The organism is Petrocella atlantisensis, from assembly GCF_900538275.1.
GTDB lineage: Bacteria > Bacillota > Clostridia > Lachnospirales > Vallitaleaceae > Petrocella > Petrocella atlantisensis.
The window spans coordinates 320,714-339,589 of record NZ_LR130778.1 but is presented as its reverse complement, the minus strand read 5'-3'; the positions used below and the strand labels follow the sequence as shown (position 1 = coordinate 339,589).

Annotated in this window: 26 protein-coding genes; 25 read left to right on the top strand and 1 reads right to left on the bottom strand. The window is 36.2% G+C overall.

Annotated features, from left to right (window positions below):
- Positions 1 to 82 precede the first annotated feature (82 nt).
- From PATL70BA_RS01755 to PATL70BA_RS01745, 3 genes are all read left to right on the top strand, one after another.
- The gene (locus PATL70BA_RS01755) at positions 83 to 733 is read left to right on the top strand and encodes a hypothetical protein (protein WP_125135758.1); all 651 of its coding nucleotides are present in this window, start codon (positions 83 to 85) and stop codon (positions 731 to 733) included.
- Between the two features lie 118 nt (positions 734 to 851).
- Positions 852 to 1,040: a hypothetical protein gene (locus tag PATL70BA_RS01750; RefSeq protein WP_125135757.1), complete on the top strand. Its 189-nt coding sequence runs from the start codon at positions 852 to 854 to the stop codon at positions 1,038 to 1,040.
- 60 nt (positions 1,041 to 1,100) lie between these two features.
- Entirely contained in the window at positions 1,101 to 1,328 is a 228-nt protein-coding gene (locus tag PATL70BA_RS01745) for a hypothetical protein (protein ID WP_125135756.1), read from the top strand.
- Positions 1,329 to 1,573: 245 nt separating this feature from the next.
- Here the strand turns inward: PATL70BA_RS01745 and PATL70BA_RS01740 are convergent, their stop codons facing one another.
- Complete coding sequence (locus PATL70BA_RS01740; RefSeq protein ID WP_125135755.1) at positions 1,574 to 1,759, bottom strand: hypothetical protein; 186 nt, start codon at positions 1,757 to 1,759, stop codon at positions 1,574 to 1,576.
- A 343-nt stretch (positions 1,760 to 2,102) separates the two neighbouring features.
- Between PATL70BA_RS01740 and PATL70BA_RS16370 the strand changes: the two genes are divergently transcribed.
- The 22 genes from PATL70BA_RS16370 to PATL70BA_RS01635 all read left to right on the top strand — a co-directional run bounded on the left by PATL70BA_RS16370 (position 2,103) and on the right by PATL70BA_RS01635 (position 18,745).
- Positions 2,103 to 2,627, top strand: a complete 525-nt coding sequence (locus tag PATL70BA_RS16370) for a hypothetical protein (protein ID WP_197715778.1) — start codon at positions 2,103 to 2,105, stop codon at positions 2,625 to 2,627.
- A gap of 116 nt (positions 2,628 to 2,743) precedes the next feature.
- Positions 2,744 to 3,475, top strand: a complete 732-nt coding sequence (locus tag PATL70BA_RS01730; protein WP_125135754.1) for a plasmid pRiA4b ORF-3 family protein — start codon at positions 2,744 to 2,746, stop codon at positions 3,473 to 3,475.
- Between the two features lies 1 nt (position 3,476).
- Positions 3,477 to 3,791: a hypothetical protein gene (locus PATL70BA_RS01725; protein WP_125135753.1), complete on the top strand. Its 315-nt coding sequence runs from the start codon at positions 3,477 to 3,479 to the stop codon at positions 3,789 to 3,791.
- Positions 3,792 to 3,918: 127 nt separating this feature from the next.
- A complete protein-coding gene (locus tag PATL70BA_RS01720; protein ID WP_125135752.1) occupies positions 3,919 to 4,890 on the top strand; it encodes a MarR family transcriptional regulator in 972 nt (323 codons plus the stop codon).
- Positions 4,875 to 5,198: a hypothetical protein gene (locus PATL70BA_RS16425; RefSeq protein WP_243115947.1), complete on the top strand. Its 324-nt coding sequence runs from the start codon at positions 4,875 to 4,877 to the stop codon at positions 5,196 to 5,198. The genes PATL70BA_RS01720 and PATL70BA_RS16425 overlap by 16 nt, the downstream gene beginning before the upstream one ends.
- Before the next feature lie 114 nt (positions 5,199 to 5,312).
- Positions 5,313 to 5,642 carry a hypothetical protein gene (locus PATL70BA_RS16420; RefSeq protein WP_243115946.1) on the top strand — a complete coding sequence of 110 codons (330 nt, stop codon included), beginning with the start codon at positions 5,313 to 5,315 and terminating at the stop codon, positions 5,640 to 5,642.
- A gap of 179 nt (positions 5,643 to 5,821) precedes the next feature.
- A complete protein-coding gene (locus tag PATL70BA_RS01710; protein WP_125135751.1) occupies positions 5,822 to 6,028 on the top strand; it encodes a hypothetical protein in 207 nt (68 codons plus the stop codon).
- Positions 6,029 to 6,571: 543 nt separating this feature from the next.
- Positions 6,572 to 7,177, top strand: coding sequence for a TetR/AcrR family transcriptional regulator (locus tag PATL70BA_RS01705; protein ID WP_125135750.1), 606 nt, complete (start codon positions 6,572 to 6,574; stop codon positions 7,175 to 7,177).
- 146 nt (positions 7,178 to 7,323) lie between these two features.
- Complete coding sequence (locus PATL70BA_RS01700) at positions 7,324 to 7,791, top strand: flavodoxin family protein (RefSeq protein WP_125135749.1); 468 nt, start codon at positions 7,324 to 7,326, stop codon at positions 7,789 to 7,791.
- Between the two features lie 125 nt (positions 7,792 to 7,916).
- Positions 7,917 to 8,657, top strand: coding sequence for a DUF4386 family protein (locus tag PATL70BA_RS01695; protein WP_125135748.1), 741 nt, complete (start codon positions 7,917 to 7,919; stop codon positions 8,655 to 8,657).
- A gap of 201 nt (positions 8,658 to 8,858) precedes the next feature.
- Entirely contained in the window at positions 8,859 to 9,113 is a 255-nt protein-coding gene (locus PATL70BA_RS01690) for a hypothetical protein (protein WP_125135747.1), read from the top strand.
- Between the two features lie 121 nt (positions 9,114 to 9,234).
- Positions 9,235 to 9,387, top strand: coding sequence for a hypothetical protein (locus PATL70BA_RS01685; protein WP_172596058.1), 153 nt, complete (start codon positions 9,235 to 9,237; stop codon positions 9,385 to 9,387).
- 21 nt (positions 9,388 to 9,408) lie between these two features.
- Positions 9,409 to 9,603 carry a hypothetical protein gene (locus PATL70BA_RS01680; RefSeq protein ID WP_125135746.1) on the top strand — a complete coding sequence of 65 codons (195 nt, stop codon included), beginning with the start codon at positions 9,409 to 9,411 and terminating at the stop codon, positions 9,601 to 9,603.
- 137 nt (positions 9,604 to 9,740) lie between these two features.
- Positions 9,741 to 9,932: an AbrB/MazE/SpoVT family DNA-binding domain-containing protein gene (locus PATL70BA_RS01675; protein WP_125135745.1), complete on the top strand. Its 192-nt coding sequence runs from the start codon at positions 9,741 to 9,743 to the stop codon at positions 9,930 to 9,932.
- A gap of 51 nt (positions 9,933 to 9,983) precedes the next feature.
- A complete protein-coding gene (locus tag PATL70BA_RS01670) occupies positions 9,984 to 10,526 on the top strand; it encodes a CDP-alcohol phosphatidyltransferase family protein (protein ID WP_125135744.1) in 543 nt (180 codons plus the stop codon).
- A gap of 84 nt (positions 10,527 to 10,610) precedes the next feature.
- Entirely contained in the window at positions 10,611 to 11,585 is a 975-nt protein-coding gene (locus PATL70BA_RS01665; RefSeq protein WP_172596057.1) for a LytS/YhcK type 5TM receptor domain-containing protein, read from the top strand.
- 7 nt (positions 11,586 to 11,592) lie between these two features.
- Positions 11,593 to 11,991: a sensor histidine kinase gene (locus tag PATL70BA_RS01660; protein ID WP_125135742.1), complete on the top strand. Its 399-nt coding sequence runs from the start codon at positions 11,593 to 11,595 to the stop codon at positions 11,989 to 11,991.
- Positions 11,988 to 12,743 (top strand): LytR/AlgR family response regulator transcription factor, encoded by a 756-nt coding sequence (locus tag PATL70BA_RS01655; protein WP_125135741.1) that lies wholly within the window; start codon positions 11,988 to 11,990, stop codon positions 12,741 to 12,743. The genes PATL70BA_RS01660 and PATL70BA_RS01655 overlap by 4 nt, the downstream gene beginning before the upstream one ends.
- Before the next feature lie 176 nt (positions 12,744 to 12,919).
- Positions 12,920 to 14,338 (top strand): carbon starvation CstA family protein, encoded by a 1,419-nt coding sequence (locus PATL70BA_RS01650; protein ID WP_125135740.1) that lies wholly within the window; start codon positions 12,920 to 12,922, stop codon positions 14,336 to 14,338.
- Positions 14,339 to 14,851: 513 nt separating this feature from the next.
- Complete coding sequence (locus PATL70BA_RS01645) at positions 14,852 to 15,919, top strand: transglutaminase domain-containing protein (RefSeq protein WP_172596056.1); 1,068 nt, start codon at positions 14,852 to 14,854, stop codon at positions 15,917 to 15,919.
- A gap of 135 nt (positions 15,920 to 16,054) precedes the next feature.
- Complete coding sequence (locus tag PATL70BA_RS01640) at positions 16,055 to 17,014, top strand: adenylylsulfate kinase (protein WP_243115945.1); 960 nt, start codon at positions 16,055 to 16,057, stop codon at positions 17,012 to 17,014.
- A 27-nt stretch (positions 17,015 to 17,041) separates the two neighbouring features.
- Positions 17,042 to 18,745, top strand: a complete 1,704-nt coding sequence (locus PATL70BA_RS01635; protein ID WP_125135738.1) for an alpha-amylase family glycosyl hydrolase — start codon at positions 17,042 to 17,044, stop codon at positions 18,743 to 18,745.
- Positions 18,746 to 18,876 lie beyond the last annotated feature (131 nt).

The following is an 18,876-nucleotide window of genomic DNA, read 5'->3' as shown; positions in this document are numbered from 1 at the left end:
ATCTAAACTGTTTTTTAAAGTCTGGAGACTCACATGAATAACTATGCACCAATGTAGAAGAATAGCTTGTAAGGGGTATAATATGAAGAGTAATACTAAAGAGAACTTTAAAACACTGGATAAACATCTTATAATATTATCAAAAGAAAAGACAAGTAAGTACCAAAAGTTTATAAAGGCAAAATATGTAATTGATAACCATTATTGTGACAACAAAATTACCAATGAAGAAGCATACAATAGAATGATATATATAGATAAGAGAATGAAAATCTATAGTCAATTGTCACTGCCAAGTTTAATAACTATTTTGTTTGGTATATATGTCAGTACTTTATTTTTTTTCTACCAATTAGTAGACACAAAAATCATTCAACCGTTCCGAAATAGTATTGAGGAACTTTTAAACAATAATGGCTATGAAATGTCGCAAATTAACGAAATAAACAATGGTCAAGTTGCTAAGTATGTGAATTCCATATTGATATATTTGATATTAATTATTTTAGGACTAATCCTTATTATAACCATTGAAGCACTAGTCTATTATTGGCTATTACATAGAGAAATATCAAAAAATATTCTTAACGAGAAATTAAAGGAACATGAATTAAGAATTTTATATCAGATGCTAGAACTTAACAATGAGAACTACAGTGTGAAGTTTAAGATTAAAAATGGTCAGAATACATTAGTATATAAGTTAGAGAATGTGATTCCTCAGATTGAATAATCAGGACTTCACATTACAGTCAAGCTTGGTAATGATAATTACATGATTAGTGTTTATTATTAAACAAATAAAGGTTTCAGAATATATTATATTGTAATGCAGATAGGGAGGTAAAGCGATGACTATTGATTGGACTCAGATAATAAGTAGTATTGGCATTTTTGGAATACCTTCAGGACTATTGGTTTGGTTGATAAAATCAATTATAGAAACAAGCTTAAATAAATCAGAAACAAGTTTTGAGTATTCATTGTTATCAGATTTGGAGAAATTAAAGATTTATGAAAGTGCTTTACATATCCATTAGGCAGAACTTTTTAGTAATTTTGCAGAATATGTAACGACAAAGATGCTGGATAAAGATTATATGCAAAAATTAGATACACTTGAAGTTCAAAAAGAAATGCGTGATTTATTTATGAAAACTGGATATAGTTTATTTTTTTATTCTAATGATAAGACAGTGAAAAAGTTTGTTGAATTTAGACGTTCAGGATTGGACGCTGATAAAGAGTCATTTGATAAAGAAAAAATCGTTCTTGTTCTGGTGTGTATTGGATTTATCATATTCTTTGGAAAGAGAACCAACGGATGACGATGCTATTTTCTTAGAGTAAGTAATCCAAAGTGAAAGAAATTCAGAGTTGAAGGATGCACTTAAAGATTTGGATGAATATCTATTTAGATAAGCAACATTAGAGGTGAATGATATGGAGCTGAAGGAAGAATTTTAGGTAAGGAATGGCTGTAACAATGGGGTGTGAAATGGAAGAGATAAACCAAGCAGCTCCCCACTATAGTGAGGAGCTGCTTGGTTTAGAGATTTTATATGTGTTTGTATTAGTTTATGCACTCAGTCATTTGCAGGCACTCTGATACGCCTAAGTCCATCTGTTGGGCACATTGTGCGACATGAAGTCCGCCCTTAGTTGTAGCCATCCTGGAAACATTGTTTGCTGCAAATGAAGTACTTGATGATGCAATAATTAGTAGACTCAATAATGATAATGATATGATTTTTTTCATTTTTGTCCTCCTGAAATTGTCTATGTGTGTGTTGTGGCTTAATTGCCATATATTATTTATACACTATAATTATGGCACAATTATGATAGAGTAAGGGTATTCGCATTAATACAATTCAAGATAAGTTTAATGAGATAAGTACTGAGGAAAATTAAGAGAGTGATGAGGATGAGTCATTGACCTTTGTTGTGCATCAAGAAATTTGCAAAAGGTTCTTTTGCTGTGATAAGATAGTGGTATATCGAGCCATGTTTAGGCGCAATGAGACCATGGTGAGGGTGTCGACGTTCCTTCAGAGTAAAATATAATATCACGGAGGTAGGTACATAATATGTTAGGCAAAATGATGAACATAAAAACACCAAATGAACACTGGAATGCGATTTTTTCCACCAAAGTTGATCCTGAACTCGGATGGTATGAGCATGATGTCTCTCAGATTTTAAAGTTTATGGACCTGATTCCTATGGATGATTATAAGAAAATTGTTCTAGGTGTTTTGGAAGGTAAACGAATCGAAGAGATAGATGATATTACTGAAACGATTGAAAAAATGACAGAAACCGTTCAGTACATAGACAGTTGGATTAACATGAATGGTACCCAGAGAACCAAACCTCTAAAGAAAGCTAGGGTTATCTCTAAATTAGAATTTTTTATTCCGTTATCGGAGTATAAGCGCTTAAATAATTTGCAAAAGCCTATGGAGGTCTTTGAACGACCTGAGGAACATATGACGATTCATAGAAATGATGGCTCTAGTATTATAATAAGCTATGAATATGGTCAAGTTAAAGTTACCGACTCAAGGAATCCAAGTTCATGCATGATCCGTGAAGCAGATCATTTTATATCAACTATTGTATGAGTGTTCCCCAGAGTTGATTGAGAACTTCAGCATATCAGAATTAGAAAGCATGTACAAAAGATATATTAATCCTTTTTACTAAAATACGCGAGTACAAATAGAGGTGATGAACTAAAATGAAATCATATATAATCAAAATAGAACTTGAAGAATCAAATCCATTAATTTGGAGAAGAGTCATTATGCCGGCTGGTGCTACATATAAAAGGCTTCATGATGTTATTCAGAACGTGACCAATTTCCAAAGTGGCTATCCAGGTGGAGGCTATCATCTTTTTGAGTTTGATCTTCCTAAAGAGAATAGAATCGTCACAGATAATGAAGAAGCATATATGGAGCATCAACACTACATAAAGAACAAGAAGTATTATGAAGAGCGGCTGAAATCTATGGGTCCTAAGATGTTTCAGTTTGAAAAGAATCATCAGGAGCGATTAAAGATTGAGGTAAGAAAGCCTACTGGACTGAAGATTGATGATTACCTGGAAAAGTATAAAGAGATTCAATACCACTATGATTTTGGTGACGATTGGTGGTTTACAATAAGACTTGAAGAGATTGTTGATGATTATTACTTTGGATACCCAACGCTACTTGATGGAGCTGAGACAGCACCGCCAGAAGATGTCGGTGGTATCCATGGGTTTTATGAATTTTTAGAAGCCTATAGGGATCTCAAGCATCCAGAGCATAGTGCTATGAAAGACTGGGTAGAGGATTGGAATTTCAGGGAGTACAATCCTGATTGGATTAATGATAGACTTAAAGATCTTGACTACAAGAAGACCGAATGGGATAAGATTAAGCACGAACATTACAAGGTGATTGAGGATAAGTATAGGAAGTGAAATGAAAGGGGATGGCCAATTGAAGTATTCAGAAATAGAAGTAAAGAAAATGTTGAAAGCTGGAGACTTAAGCCTGGAAGAACAGATCAAGTTTAACATCTTGAACTTCATCAGGACAATCCATCTTAATGAACTGGACTTTATTGAATCATCCTTCGGGTCCGAGTTCTTTGGTGAGTTGCCCATGACATTTAAGAAGAACCCAGGTCAGGTGCTAGGGCTGATTACGGCTACTAACGATGGAGAGGTGCTGAAGTATGTTTTTAACGATAATGGCTATGAGCCTTTAGAGGATCTTCTTAAGCTGCTCAAATAGTAGTTTTTACCTCACCGCAATCAAAAAAGGAAAATTAGCCTAATGTAACAAAATAACTTGCAATATAACAGTGATGGTGTTATATTTAAAGAGCTAAATGTTACATTAGGAGGTGGTTTAATTGGTTATGACTGTAGAGTCTTATTTAAAAGAAAATATCGATGAAGATCTTACCATAAAACCGTGGCTAAAAAAGAATGATTTTCCAATTTTTTTAAGGGATAGCTATAACTTTTATGAGATGACGATTCTTGGAACACGGTGTATTTTACTAGAAGTTATTGATGAGATGCCGAATATCGATCAGCTTCAAAAGCATATGAAGCAAATTAAAAATCAAACAGATCGTCAAATTGTTCTATTCTACAAAGATATCACTAGGTATAGAAGAAAAAGTCTAATTGAAAATCGAATCGCCTTTGTGATTGAAGATGGACAGATGTACTTGCCATTCTTGGGGCTTGATATGAAAAAAGCGCAAGAATATGTTGAAGAAAAAGTGACGGGTTTTACAACTCCTGCGCAGATTGCGTATTTGTACTTCTTGTACCATAAAGAGGAAGTTGTAAACACGACTAAGTTTGCAAAAAAGGTAGGTTTTAATAAGATGACAGCTTCTAGGGCGTTAAATGATCTATTCCATGCGAACCTCGTCACCTATGAAGTTGGAGGAAAGACGGGGCGTAGCAAGGAATATAAGAGGATTCCAGATCCGGATTACTTTCTCAGGGGACGTGAATATCTAAAGACCCCAGTGAAAAGAATCATTTACACAAAGACAAAGCCTTTAGATGCTTTGACTGCTGGACTGGATGCATTGGCAGGATTATCTATGATTAATCCACCGAGTCATCCGATAATGGCAATAGAGAGAAATAAGTTGAATAAAGAGCAGGTTGAAATTGTTGAAAATAAGGACTTTATAAAAGATACAAAACTGGTGGAGCTAGAGCTTTGGGACTATGATCCTAGACTTTTTACTGATAGGCACTATGTGGACCTAATGTCCTTGTATGGGTCTTTGAAAGAAGAAACTGATGAAAGGGTTGAGCAAGCGCTAGAAGAAGTCTTGCGAGGCGAGCCATGGTACACGGACTAGAAAAATTCAAAAAGTATTTTGAAAATCATACAAGTCAATACGTCTTTATTGGAGGAACAGCTTGCGATATACTTATGGATAAACTTGGGGCTCCATTTCGAGCAACCAAGGATTTGGATATGGTACTCATAATTGAAGCCCTCGATTCTTCTTTTGGGGACACCTTTTGGCAGTTCATAGAAGATGGAGGTTATGAGCATCGTGAGAAGGGAACGGATGAGAATCAATTTTACCGTTTTACTGAACCGAAGAATTCATCCTTTCCTAAAATGATTGAACTATTCAGTAAGTTTCCTAATGAAATTTAACTTAGTTTCGATAGGGGTCTAACGCCTATTCACATTGATGATAGCATCGTCAGCCTCTCTGCAATATTATTAAACGATGAGTATTACAAACTATTAATAAAAGGGAAACTTACGGTGGATGGCTATTCACTCATTGAAATCGAAACAGTCATCCTGTTTAAGATAAAAGCATGGTTGGATATGAAAGAAAGAAAAGAAGTCGGAGAGGATATCGATACAAAAAACATAAAGAAACATAAAAATGACGTTTTTAGGCTTCTGGCTAATGTATCTCCAACAAGTAGGATTGAACTCTCAGCAGAAATACAAAAGGATGTTATACAGTTCATTGAACAAATCAAAGAAGATAAACCTGATTTGAAGAACTTGGGTATTAGAAGTACAAGCTTCGACGAAATGCTTGAGATTCTAGGGGACATATTCTTAGAAAAAGAAGAAGATTAAATAAAATCACAAAATGACGCCAGCCTTTCATCCCTCGAAAACGGATTGAAAGTGGACTCAAAAATCTTACGTACCATAAAGTTGATCTAACTTACAAAACATATCAGAGCACATTGCCTGTTTTGTTGGGTTTTATACTGCAGATGAGGAGTGTGCTGCACTATAAGGAGGAAAATAGAATGAATGGATTTTGCGAGAAATGCCGTGACACGGTTGATTACAATGTTAAGATGATTGATAAGAAAAAAGAAATTAAAGGGAAAATGATTTTGTATGTAGGTAAAGAAGCTTATTGTGCTGAATGTAAAGAGGAGATCTTTGTACCGGAGGTTAGGGATTATAACTTAAGAGAGCTTGACACTGCATATAGAAAAGTTGAAAATTAATTCAACTTGAAGACATTGAAAAGATATTAGAGAAGTATGATATTGGAAAAGACCACTGTCCTTATTGCTAGGATGGGGAAAAGTATCATAAAAAAGCATAAAGGATGAAGCCCAGGGAAACCGAGGGCTTTTTTTCTTGGGGTGTATGTGAATGGACAATGCAAAAAACCGTATTCAATTATCTGCTTTTATAACTTGATTTATGTTTCTGACCGTGAGATCTGAACATGCCTTACTCACAGACCTTGTCCATGCCATTATATAATTGCTCACTTGTCTTGCCGTAGTGCTTATGTGTTATTGAATTTATTAACGGGAAAAACAACACCTTATGAATGCACTTTTTAAATGCAATAAAAACTTGTTTATAAAAATTTATTTATGTGCATTAAAGGTATTGACAAAAATCATAAAAAATATTATCATTGATAATAAATTATATATATGATAATTTTAATGATTATTATATAGAGCTCTTATTTTTGATTCTTAAATTTTGTTTGTAGTTGGACAGTGTTAGTTATTTATAGTGAGGTGGTTTAAATGAAAGCAAAAGAAGTCGATAAAAGAATGATTAAGAGGGAGAGGATTAAAGGTTTTTTCTTAGATGCGGCCAAAAAAATAATCACTAATGAAGGTGTTGAAAAAGTAACTATTAGAAAAGTTGCTGAGTCCGCAGGATATTCTTATGCAACAATATACAATTATTTCACTGACCTAAATGAATTGCTATGGGAAACAAAATCCATGATGGTATTGGATTTAATTGAAATAGTAAAAAGTAGAATTGATATAGCCAAGTATGATGTGGAGGGGATAAAGAATATCTTTAAAATATATATTAGCTACTATTTCGATAATCCAAATATATTTAGATTTTTTTACCTATATCAATTAATTAAGCCAGAAAATAAACATGGTACTGCTGTTGAAGAGCCTAATTATGATGAGATATGGGCTGATACTTTCAAAGAATTTATTAACAAAAGAATAATTAGCATAGAAGACCTAGAGGTAATAGCTAAAATATTTATTTATTCAATGCACGGCATGATGACGTTGAGCTTTTCTTATAATATGGAATTAACAGAAGAAAATGTATATAGAGACATCGAAATCATTGTAGATTATTTACTTAAAAAAAATTAAGCAGTTAGCGATTATGGGTATGAAGGTAACATTCTGCAAGTCACTAATATTAGTTGGTAAAATAACGTGTTGTTTTCTAAATCAGGTTAATATTTGGAAACACAGAGCTTGATGCTAAATATAAGTTAATATATCAGGAGGTTCTTATGAAGATTGGAATAATTGTACACTCAAAAACTGGTAATACATTGCAAGTAGCAAAAAAATTGAAGAAAAATTTTATTGCAGATGGACATTTAGTAAATATTGAAGAAATAATCGCTATTAACGATGACGAGAGAGAACCCAGTAAAGTCAGATTAACAAAAGTCCCTATTATAAATGAATATGACTTTTTAATTTTCGGCGCACCAGTAAGGGGATTCGCACTTTCACCAGTTATGGCATTTTTTATGACACAAAGTTCAATTTTACACAATAAAAAAGTAAGCTGTTTTGTTACACAATTTTTCCCATTCCCATGGATGGGGGGAAAGCAGGCTATAGAGCAGATGAAATCTATATGTGTTTCGAAGAAATTAGATTTAATTGAAACAGCAATAGTTAATTGGTCAAGTATTAGACGCAATAAAAAAATTAACGAAGCAGTTGAAAAGTTAAGAAGAACAGTATAAAAATTTAGAGTTTGTTGTCTTTTTCGTTTATATGAATATTTTTTGGTTATGAAAGAAGAATCTTTATGGCAGGAATTGGCCACTTGGGAGCAATGAAAGTAAACAATAGTGATGGAGGTTAGATTGTGGAGAATAAAGATTTTAATGAAAAGCAGTGGAAGAAGATTTATTTAATGGGTGGAATCGCAGCATTGGCTGCCTTTGGCGTAACGCTGTTTGACATAATTTTTGGTACAATTTCTAGTAGTAATGTTACAGATTTGCCACAAACAGCAATCGAAAGATTTGCAGAATTTCATAATAATTGGTTTATGGGGCTATATCATTTAGATTTCGTCAACTTAATTCTCTCTTTTATAATGATTCTGGTTTACTTTGGCCTATTCGCTGTTCATAGAAAAAAACGTGCCCCTTATGCAAGTGTAGCATTAATAATATCAATTGTTGGTGTAATTATTTTTGTCTCAAATAATACTGCATTATCAATGTTAGATTTAAGCAATAAATACTTTCGCGAAACAGATGAGATTCAAAAGATGTACTTAGCTTCGGCAGGAGAAGCGTTGTTAGTTAGAGGAGAACATGGTGGCTTTGGTGTTTTTATTGGCTTCTGCATGTCTACATTTTCTAGTTTATGTTTGTCATTAGTTATGTTAAATGGGGGTGTCTTCGGTAAAAAGACTTCATATATTGGGATTATTGGTTACTCATTATTACTCATTTACGTTGTACTCGTTACATTTGTACCATTAGTTCAAGAATTTGCTGTTATCATGGCTACACCGGGTGGGATTTTGGCGCTTATATGGCTAATACTTGTGGCAAAAACATTAATTAATATGGGAATGTCTATTGAAAACGGCTAGTAGTCGTATTGTTGCTATCAAGTAATTAGATTACTATTTGATAGGTTGGACAAATTCCAATATTAGAGCAGAATTTTGATAGATTGGTATATCTGCTGTTACGAAATATAAGAAGATTATCACAAGATAGAAGGCAATTTAAAAGCTATGCCTAGTGTCTTTGAATATTGTAATATTTTACAACTTTTTGGAGGTAGATTAATGGCTGTAAGAGGATTTTTTACTACAAACAATGTTCAACTATCTTACAATGATTTTGGTGGTAATGGGTCACCATTAATTGCACTTGCAAAATCATGGCCTAAAAGGTTTTCTACTATTAAGCAAATAAGAGATTTTTTAAAAAATAATAACATTACTGATAATACCTATTTTTTAGAGAGTGTATTAGAAGAAAAGAGGGATGGGGATTTAGATTTGATGGGGAACATATTGCACAATCTCAAGAGTTGTTAAATGGAAATTGGAAAGAAGACTGGATTGCATCAACTTGTCCCGCCTTGCTTTTGCATGGATGTAAGAGTTGGGTTATGACATCACAACATGCATATGAAATGGTATCATCGAGACCATTGAAGTGGATAGATTTGGTTACTTATCGGTCCACTATATTGCTGAGCTAAAGGATGATGCGATCATACCTGAACATAAGAAACTCAAAAAACTAAAATTTGAAATACAGGTTAGAACTTTATTGCAACATGCTTGGTCGGAAGTGGAACATGATTGAAATTATAAATTCAATGGAGTCTTGCCAAAAGAATTGAAGCGCCGATTTTACCGTTTGGCTGGGATTCTAGAGCTTGTAGATAATGAATTTGAGCAACTTTCAAAAGATGTTGAAGAATATAAACATGAGTTAGACCACGAAAAAGATGATCAACTCGATCAGATTAAGCTGAGTCGTCAATCCATCAATGTGTACGATAATGATAGGAAAAATTAAAAAATATTAGGGTCATCATACGTTTGGAAATAACATCCACCTGAAATAATTCAATATTTTTCATGGCATCTTAATACTTGTTGTTATATAATAGAGTTAACTGATAATATATTAAGGGAATAGTGGGTTATAATTAGATGAAGAGTTTGGGCGTATTTACAGTGAATGATGATGGAACAATCAATATTCCGGCAGAGCTATTAGAGCAACTAGGATATAATCCTGGTGAGACACCACTAATGGAAATAGTGGATGGTGGCATTAAGTTTCATAAGAAAAAACCAAAATCTGTTAAGAAAACCAATCAGAAACCAAGACCAATCCTATAATTCAATAAGTACTGACGCTTTGGTCGTATATAAAAAGTTGAGAGGTCATGTATGATCATCAGGCATTTGGCCAATATTCTATCCTTTACCAGAATATTAGCGGCTTTTTTTGTGTTTTTTATTACACCCCTCTCATGGGGGTTCTATCTGGTTTACTCATATTGTGGCTTAACAGATGTATTAGATGGCATCGTAGCAAGAAGCATGCAGACAGAGAGTCATATGGGTGCAAGACTTGATAGTATAGCGGATATGGTGCTGTTTATTGTTGTATTCTACAGACTGGGACCTGTGTTATGGCTATCTGCATCTAGGTGGATATGGATTTTTGCAATTATTATTGGTTTGATACGGATAACGGCATATATTGTCGGTGCGATGCGATTTCGTCAATTTGCTGCCTTGCATCTGATATCTAACAAAGCAACAGGACTTGTTTTGTTTTTTGTACCCTATTTATTCTTAATCATAGATATGAATATTGTATTGATTGGCCTTTGCATCATAGCAATGCTATCATCACTGGAAGAACTGCTGTGTGAGATTAAGGCGAAGCAATATAATCCGAATATTAGAAGCTATTTTGAGTTGTAAGAGATATTTGGTATTCGTGATTATGGATTGTATTGAAAATGTTATCTTTAAATCATAATGTCACCTAAGAATACGAGGAATACTATGCTTATTGAACTGTCTCAAAGTCTTATTAATAAACTGGGTATTATTGTCTTATCTGCTTTTTTGTTATCCAAATCCACATTTTTTAAGCGCTATATTCTTAAAAAAAAGTTAACCCTAAGGGACAAGGTCTTATTTTCTTTTTTATTTGGTTTTATGGGCATTATCGGCACTTATTCGGGTATACCAGTGGATGATGCCATTGCAAATTCCCGTTCGATCGGTGTTATTGTGGCCGGACTGTTTGGTGGTCCGGCTGTTGGGATTGGTGCGGGTTTGATTGCAGGTATTCACCGAATGATCATTCCTGTAGGTCGTTTTACAGCCATTGCATGTGGAATCTCTACCATTTTGGGTGGGGTGATTGCCGGATTCTTCAAGAAATATGTGGATACGAAGCCCAACAAATGGATATTTGGCTTTTTACTAGCGATTCTCATTGAATCGCTACAAATGCTTATGATCCTCCTTATAGCTAGGCCCTTTTCTCAGGCCCTGGATTTGGTTCAACTGATCTTTTTGCCTATGACTTTTATCAATGCCTTTGGTACGGCTGCTTTTATTCTATTGATTCAACAAATCTATGAAGAAAACGATCGTATAGGTGCAGTGAAAGCACAGTTGGCGCTTAGTATTGCCAATCAAACCCTGCCTATTCTTAGAAATGGCTTAACTGAAAAATCAAGTCTGGCTGCTGCAAAGATTATTTATGAAGCTACAGGTGTGGACGCGGTTTCTTTTACCAATACACAGACGATTCTGGCCCATGTTGGTGTTGGCAATGACCATCATCAAGTAGGTAGTCACATATATACAAGTATTACCAAAAAAGCCATGGTTTCTAAAAGTTATATTATCGGTCAATACCAAGCCGATATTGAATGCTCGGATACGACCTGTAAATTAAAGGCCTGTATCGTGGTACCCTTACTGGTCAAAGATCATTCCTCTTTCACAGGAGATAAAACATATTGAAAGCTATTTGAGTATAGAACAAGCACGATTTTCTGAACGTCTTGAAGTGGTCTTTGACATTGAGGCAGATGCGGAATGTCTTGTACCGCCATTGATTCTACAGCCCATTGTTAAGAATGCATTGAAACATGGCATTATGTCGACCAAATTAGGTGGCAAATTAGAAATCCATGCTTATAAAGAAAATCAGACCATCTACATACAGGTTAAAGATAATGGGGTTGGCATGACCCAAGAAAAAATCAAAGGTATTTTGGAGGGGTCTGATCCTACAGCCGGTATAGGGATTACAAATGTCAACAACCGTCTAAAAAGTATTTATGGAACGAGCCTACAAATCGAGAGTCAGGTTAACTTAGGCACCTCCATGGTTCTCATTTTTCCTTTAGGTGGTGACGTGTTATGATTCAAGTTTTACTGGTTGACGATGAAAGGCCGGCACTAGAAGAACTGAGTTACTTGCTTAAAAGTTATGAAGATATTAGGATCCTTGGCACCTACACGGATCCCATGGTTGCACTGACTAAGCTCCACAAGACCAAGGTGGATGTTGTGTTCTTAGATATTTCTATGCCTGAAATGGATGGCTTAAGGTTGGCAAGAGAAATCATGAAATTGCCGCATCCACCACTTATTGTTTTTGCGACGGCTTTTGATGAACATGCCCTACAGGCCTTCGATATTCATGCCATCGACTACATATTGAAGCCACTGAGCGAGGTACGGTTTGATCGAACCATTCAAAGAATTCATGACCAACTGGATAACCGAAGTCATCAAGCCTTATCCATCAAAGAATTAATATCCAGTACACTCCAACCCAGATACGATAAATTGCCGGTTTGGAAAAATGATCGAATCTATTTGATCAGTAAGTCGGATATCCTTTTTTGCACCACAAATGACAATGAAACAAGGATTTTTGTAAAAAATGAAGAGTATATGGTCTTAGAAACACTTAGCGAATTAGAATTACAATTGCATGAGAAGAACTTCTTTCGTTGCCATAGAAGCTTTCTTATTAACCTAGATGCTATTGAAGAAATCATTCCATGGTTCAACACTACCTATGCGGTTAAATTATTAAACTATGAGGAACATATCCCCATCAGCAGACGAAATACGAAGACTTTTAAAGGTCTCATCAACATGAAATAAAAAAATATATCCATATTCAACAAGTTTATCTTGTTTTTACAAAACCGCTTAGTAATTAAACACAACCACTTAGGTTGTGTTTTTTGCATTTCACCTGAAAATGTCCTAATTATGTTTCGATTATCTTATAATTATGGCATAAACTAACCATAATAAAGATTCTAAGGAGGATTACTATGATTTCGTTTTTACTGTCTGTCATCGCGTTAATTCTAGGTTATGCATTTTACGGTAAAGTTGTTGAAAAAATATTTGGCGCAGATAACAACAAACCAACACCAGCTGTTTCTATGGCGGATGGGGTTGACTTTGTAACCATCGACACCAAAAAAGCCTTTCTTATTCAATTTCTAAACATTGCTGGACTTGGACCCATATTTGGTGCGGTTGCTGGTGCATATTGGGGACCATCTGCATTCTTATGGATTGTACTTGGATCAATTTTTGCCGGTGCGACACATGACTATTTTGCCGGTATGCTTTCTGTAAGACACAATGGTCAAACATTTGCTGAAATCGTAGGTCATTATCTTGGAACCTCTGCTAAAAATGCAATGCGGATTTTCTCCGTTGTTTTGTTGATCTTAGTGGGTGTTGTTTTTGTTAATGGGCCGGCCGGGTTACTTGAAAACTTGACGGGTATCCCTAGACTTGCATGGGTAGGCGTCATTATTGTCTATTACTTGTTAGCGACAGTCTTGCCGATCGATAAGATCATTGGTCGCATATATCCAATATTTGGTGCGGCTTTGTTGATCATGGGTGTTGGTATCATCGTAGGTATTTTTGCTAAAGGCTATACCATCCCGGAAATTCAATTTAATAACCTACATCCAACGGGTAAAGCGATATTCCCATATCTATTTATCACCATAGCGTGTGGTGCTATTAGTGGCTTCCATGCAACACAATCTCCAATCATGGCCCGCTGTATTTCTGACGAAAAACAAGGACGTTCTATATTCTATGGTGCTATGATCACAGAGGGCATCATCGCTTTAATCTGGGCCGCTGCTGCAATGGCATTCTTTGGATCTACGGCGACTTTAGCTGAAGCCGGTGCTGCTGCTGTCGTTGTGAATACTATTTCTGTCTCTTTACTTGGTACTTTTGGCGGTGCACTTGCCATTATTGGTGTTGTGGCGTGCCCGATAACTTCAGGCGATACCGCTTTTAGAAGTGCGCGTTTAGCCATTGCGGATGCACTTAAGTTTAATCAGTTGAAATTAAGTAATCGTTTTATTATTGCTGTGCCACTTTTTGCCATTGGAATCGCTTTATGTTTCATTGATTTTGCCATCATTTGGCGCTACTTTGCATGGGCAAATCAAACCTTAGCCATGGTTATGTTATGGGCTGCCGAAAGCTTCTTAATACAGAATAAGAAATTCCACTACATCTGTTCCCTTCCTGCAGCATTTATGACGGCGGTAACCGTTACTTATATCCTGATTGCACCAGAAGGCTTGAAATTACCTACAAACATAGGCTATCCTGTTGGCATCATAACTGCAGTCCTTGCCTTTGCCTTCTTCCTCTATAAGGCATCAAAATATACTTTTAAAATAGATGTGGGTGAAGCAGAAGCTGCTTAACAAAAGCATGAAAAACAACCATTGACAAGTAATTGATTCTTAAGTATTTTTTAAAAGATAAGATGTCAGACCCCAAGGGATTTGACGTCTTTTTTTTCTTTGCTCTGCTTCTGTCGTTTTGTCGTTGTAAAACGAAATGCAACGGTAGATGAATATACGACTAGATATGCAACGATAAATACAACGATAGAGAGAGCGTTGCATTTAATATATATTCATGATAGAATTATCCTATAAATACAGAGATATTATAACAAATAATTTTTTGTTAACACAACTTGATAGGAAAATAGAGGTTTACTGAAATTGATAAATTAGAATTGTCAAAAGATGAACATTTTATTTATGAGTTAAATGAAGGTCTAGAGCTTTCAAGAAAAGAGATTGATTTGAAAACAAAATTTGAAAAGTAAGAAACACTTAGAATTTTAAATAATCTTGTAAGAAAGTCTGGAGTCAATGATGAGAAAAAGTAGAAGGTTCAACCCCATTAAATTCATATCCTTAGTCCTATTGTTAATAAGTATGGGCCTCATTGCGAACAATTATTTCTGGGGTCAAGATGAGATTATTTTTGACAGCAGCAAGGTGATTTCTCATATCGCCAGTCAGAACAAGCTTTTTTCTTCGGATCAAGAGGATTTTATTAATACAGAAGAAGAACTTCTGGCAGCGGTGGTGGCGATGATACTCGCTTGGGAGGGTGAACGTGAATTCATGATTCCTGCACTTACCTATGAGCAGGTAGAAGCTGGGATTCAAAGTGCCATAACGTCCATGAAGGATTACCCAGGGTATTATTCAGCGGTTAGTTCTACGGAGTCAGCCACCAGTGATGTGTCACTGTCCCTTCGTGTCAACTATAAGATTACTAAGACAGAGTTTGACACCAGTGTTAAGAAAGCAGAAGCGATCGTAGATGAGATTATTCAGGACGGTATGACGCCTTTTGAGAAGACTTTGGCTATTCATGATTATTTGGTGGACCATATCGTCTATACTAAGGATGTTGAAGCCGGTGAAGAATATATCTATACCATGTATGGTGCTCTGATTCATGGGGATGCTGTTTGCCAAGGTTATGCTGAGGCTTTTCATTATCTGTCTACAATGGCAGGCCTTGAGACCATCATTATTCAAGGTACGGCAGGAGAGCAGGCCCATGCCTGGAATCTGGTACAGTTAGAGGAAGAATGGTACCATGTGGATGTTACCTGGGATGATCCGGTTATGCCCGGTGGGACTCAAGTCAAGCGGTATGATTATATGAACATCACCAGTGAGCAGATGAGCAAAGATCATCAGTATATTGCAGAAGATTATCCGGTTGCAACAGGTAAGCAGTATAATTACTATGTCTATATGGACCTCTATGCTGAGCAAGCATCGGATCTTATAAAACGGTTACAAAGATTCTTTGATGAACAAGGCAATAAGATAGAGATCAAAACTGGTTATGATATCGACCAGATCTATGTAGAAGAGGTCTTAAGTCAATTACAGTCCGGATCTTACAGAAGCTTGCAGTATAGTGTGAATCCGGTTCAAAATACGATTATTCTATCGGATGTCATCTATTAACGCCGTTTCAACGTATTAACCAAAGATATAGCCTCTTATTGTGGCACTTTTACAATTGACATATGAGGTGTTTACCTCTATAATTTCTTCATGAAAAGCTTTTCATAGCGGTCAGTAAGGAGGCGTGCGTATTTTATGGAGAAAAAAGAAGACAAGAAGATGGATACATTCCAATGGGTGGCACCCCAGCTCGTGGATTACGATAACATAAAAAAAGGGGATATGCCTGGGGATGTGATTCAGATACAGACGGGGCATATTATGAAGGCAGAAGCGATATTCCCCAAGTTATATCAGATGGTTAAGGATATACAAGAGATCCGTCCGAAGGATAAAGTGGTGATTTCCGTTCATGGTGGTTCCGGTGTCGGTAAGTCGGAGATTGGGGCTTTACTGGCGTATTATTTTAATGACGTAGGGATAGGCAGCTATATTCTGTCCGGGGATAATTACCCTCATAGAATACCAAAGCATAATGATGAGGAACGCCTTAGAATCTTCAGAGAGATGGGTCTTAAGGGTCTGGTTGCACAAGGCGCTTATAACCGAGAACGGGGAGACAAACTAAGAGAACTTCAGGCCCTTAATCAAGATTTTGATCCGGATCAAATCCAAGAACTTCCTTGGTTATTCATCTATCAACAGGAAGGTAGAAAAGGTCTTGAAGACTATCTTGGGACTTCGGCTGAGATTGATTTTGATGAAATAAACCATATCATCGCTGAGTTTAAACATGATAAAGAGAGTATTCTGCTTAAGAGAATGGGGCGAGAAGAGACGGATCTATGGTACGAAAAGGTTGATTTTTCTAATATTAAGGTGGTTATTATCGAGTGGACCCACGGCAACAATGACGCTTTAATTGGTGTGGATATACCGATTCTACTTAACAGTACCCCGAGTGAGACATTAGAACATCGTAAATTGCGTAATCGTGATGGTGGAACGGACAGTCCTTTTACAACCATGGTATTGGATATCGAACAAAAGCTACTGTTCTCACAGGCTTCCGGTGCGAAGATAATCGTACTTAAAGACGGCGAGATCGTAGGCTTCGAACAGTACCGTCAAATCATGCTGCAAGAGGGACTATAGTAGAGGTCGAAGTTAAGGAGGCATATTATGAATCAAGGGAATCAAGGGATAAAAGATAAAAGGGATGTTCGTACAGGTCTCATGCTTAACGCATACCCGGACAGTATAGATGCATCGCTGAGTGGTCTTGTGGCCTTACTTAAGAAGGACGCATTTAGAGATGTTTTTGAATCTATATACATATTACCCAGTGTGTTTAACACCGATTTGGACCGTGGGTTCTCAGTTATTGATTATGAACTGAATGCTTTACTAGCGACTAAAGAAGACTTAGAGGCCTTAAAGGCATTGGGGATGGATTTTAAGTTTGATTTTATCTTAAATCATGCATCGGTATTATCGAAGCCTTTTCAAGATATTATTAAAAAAGGGGATCAGTCAATCTATAGAGATTTTTTCATTGATTGGAACCGCTTCTGGGAAGGCAAAGGCCAGATGACAGAAGAGGGCTATATTCAGCCAGAAGAAGCTTTGATTAAAGATATGTTTTTTAGAAAGCCGGGTTTGCCTATATTAAATGTGCGCATGCCAGACGGTAAAGAGGTGCCCTATTGGAATACCTTCTATCAGGAAGTTAGATATAACCCTATTGACGCTATTGATCTGATGTTAGAGCTGGACCTTCAATACACTCAGGCACAGATGATTGCAGAAATAATGAATCAGGGACTACTTGATGGGAAAAAGCCTTCTGAGATCGACCTTGGCATCATGACCGCTTATAAAGCAGGTGTCGTTGATTATCTAGAGTCTCATCGAAAATACTTAGGTCAAATGGATCTAAATATCAAGTCGCCACTTGTATGGGATTTCTATGAAGATACTTTAAAAAAATTGGCCGGCTACGGGGCAGGCATTGTTAGATTGGATGCTTTTGCTTATGCACCAAAGGCACCTGGTGAGAAGAATTTCCTAAATAAACCTGGGACATGGGAGTTGCTTGAACGCGTTAAAGCCTTAGCGGACCGTTTCGGCCTTAATCTCTTGCCGGAGATTCATTCCAAGTATGAGGAAAAAATCCATGAGAAAATAGCTGAAGAAGGTTTTATGACCTATGATTTCTTCTTGCCGGGCTTAATCATTGATGCATTTGAAAACCACTCAAGTGTACATCTCCTTCAGTGGATTTTAGATGTTAAGACGAAAAATATTAAGACAGTGAATATGCTCGGTTGTCATGATGGTATTCCGCTATTGGATCTTAAAGGGCTTTTGTCTGAGGCCCAGATTCAGAACTTGATTGATGTTGTTGTTAGTCGTGGGGGTTATGTGAAGGATCTTCATGGGAAGAAGAACATCTATTATCAAGTAAACGCCACTTATTATAGTGCCCTCGGAGAAGATGATGAGAAGATGCTCCTTGCCCGAGCGATTCAGATGTTTATGCCGGGTAAGCCGCAGGTCTGGTATTTAGACCTATTTGCAGGGAAAAATGATTATGAGGCGGTCAAGCGTGCCGGTGCTGCAGGTCACAAAGAGATTAATCGAACCAACTTGACCTTAGAAGAAATAGAAGCACGACTGGAAAAGCGTGTGGTGCGTGAACAGATTGAACTCATTAGATTCAGACATACTTTCCCTGCTTTTGACACGGAGGGGTCGCTTGAGATTATAGAATCAGAGCCCCATAAGTTAATCCTGAAATGGGTAAAAGATGATTATTCTGCCTTATTAGAAGCAGACCTTAAGACCTATAAATATGAAATCACAACCAAAGAAAATAGATTATAAGACATAACAACAAAAAAACTTCTTACATATCTAAAATATAAGAAGTTTTTTTTGTTAAGTTATTAAAATTACAAAATTAAACAAGCATAGTATTATAAAAAACATACCAGTTAGGGAAGATGGGATTAAAA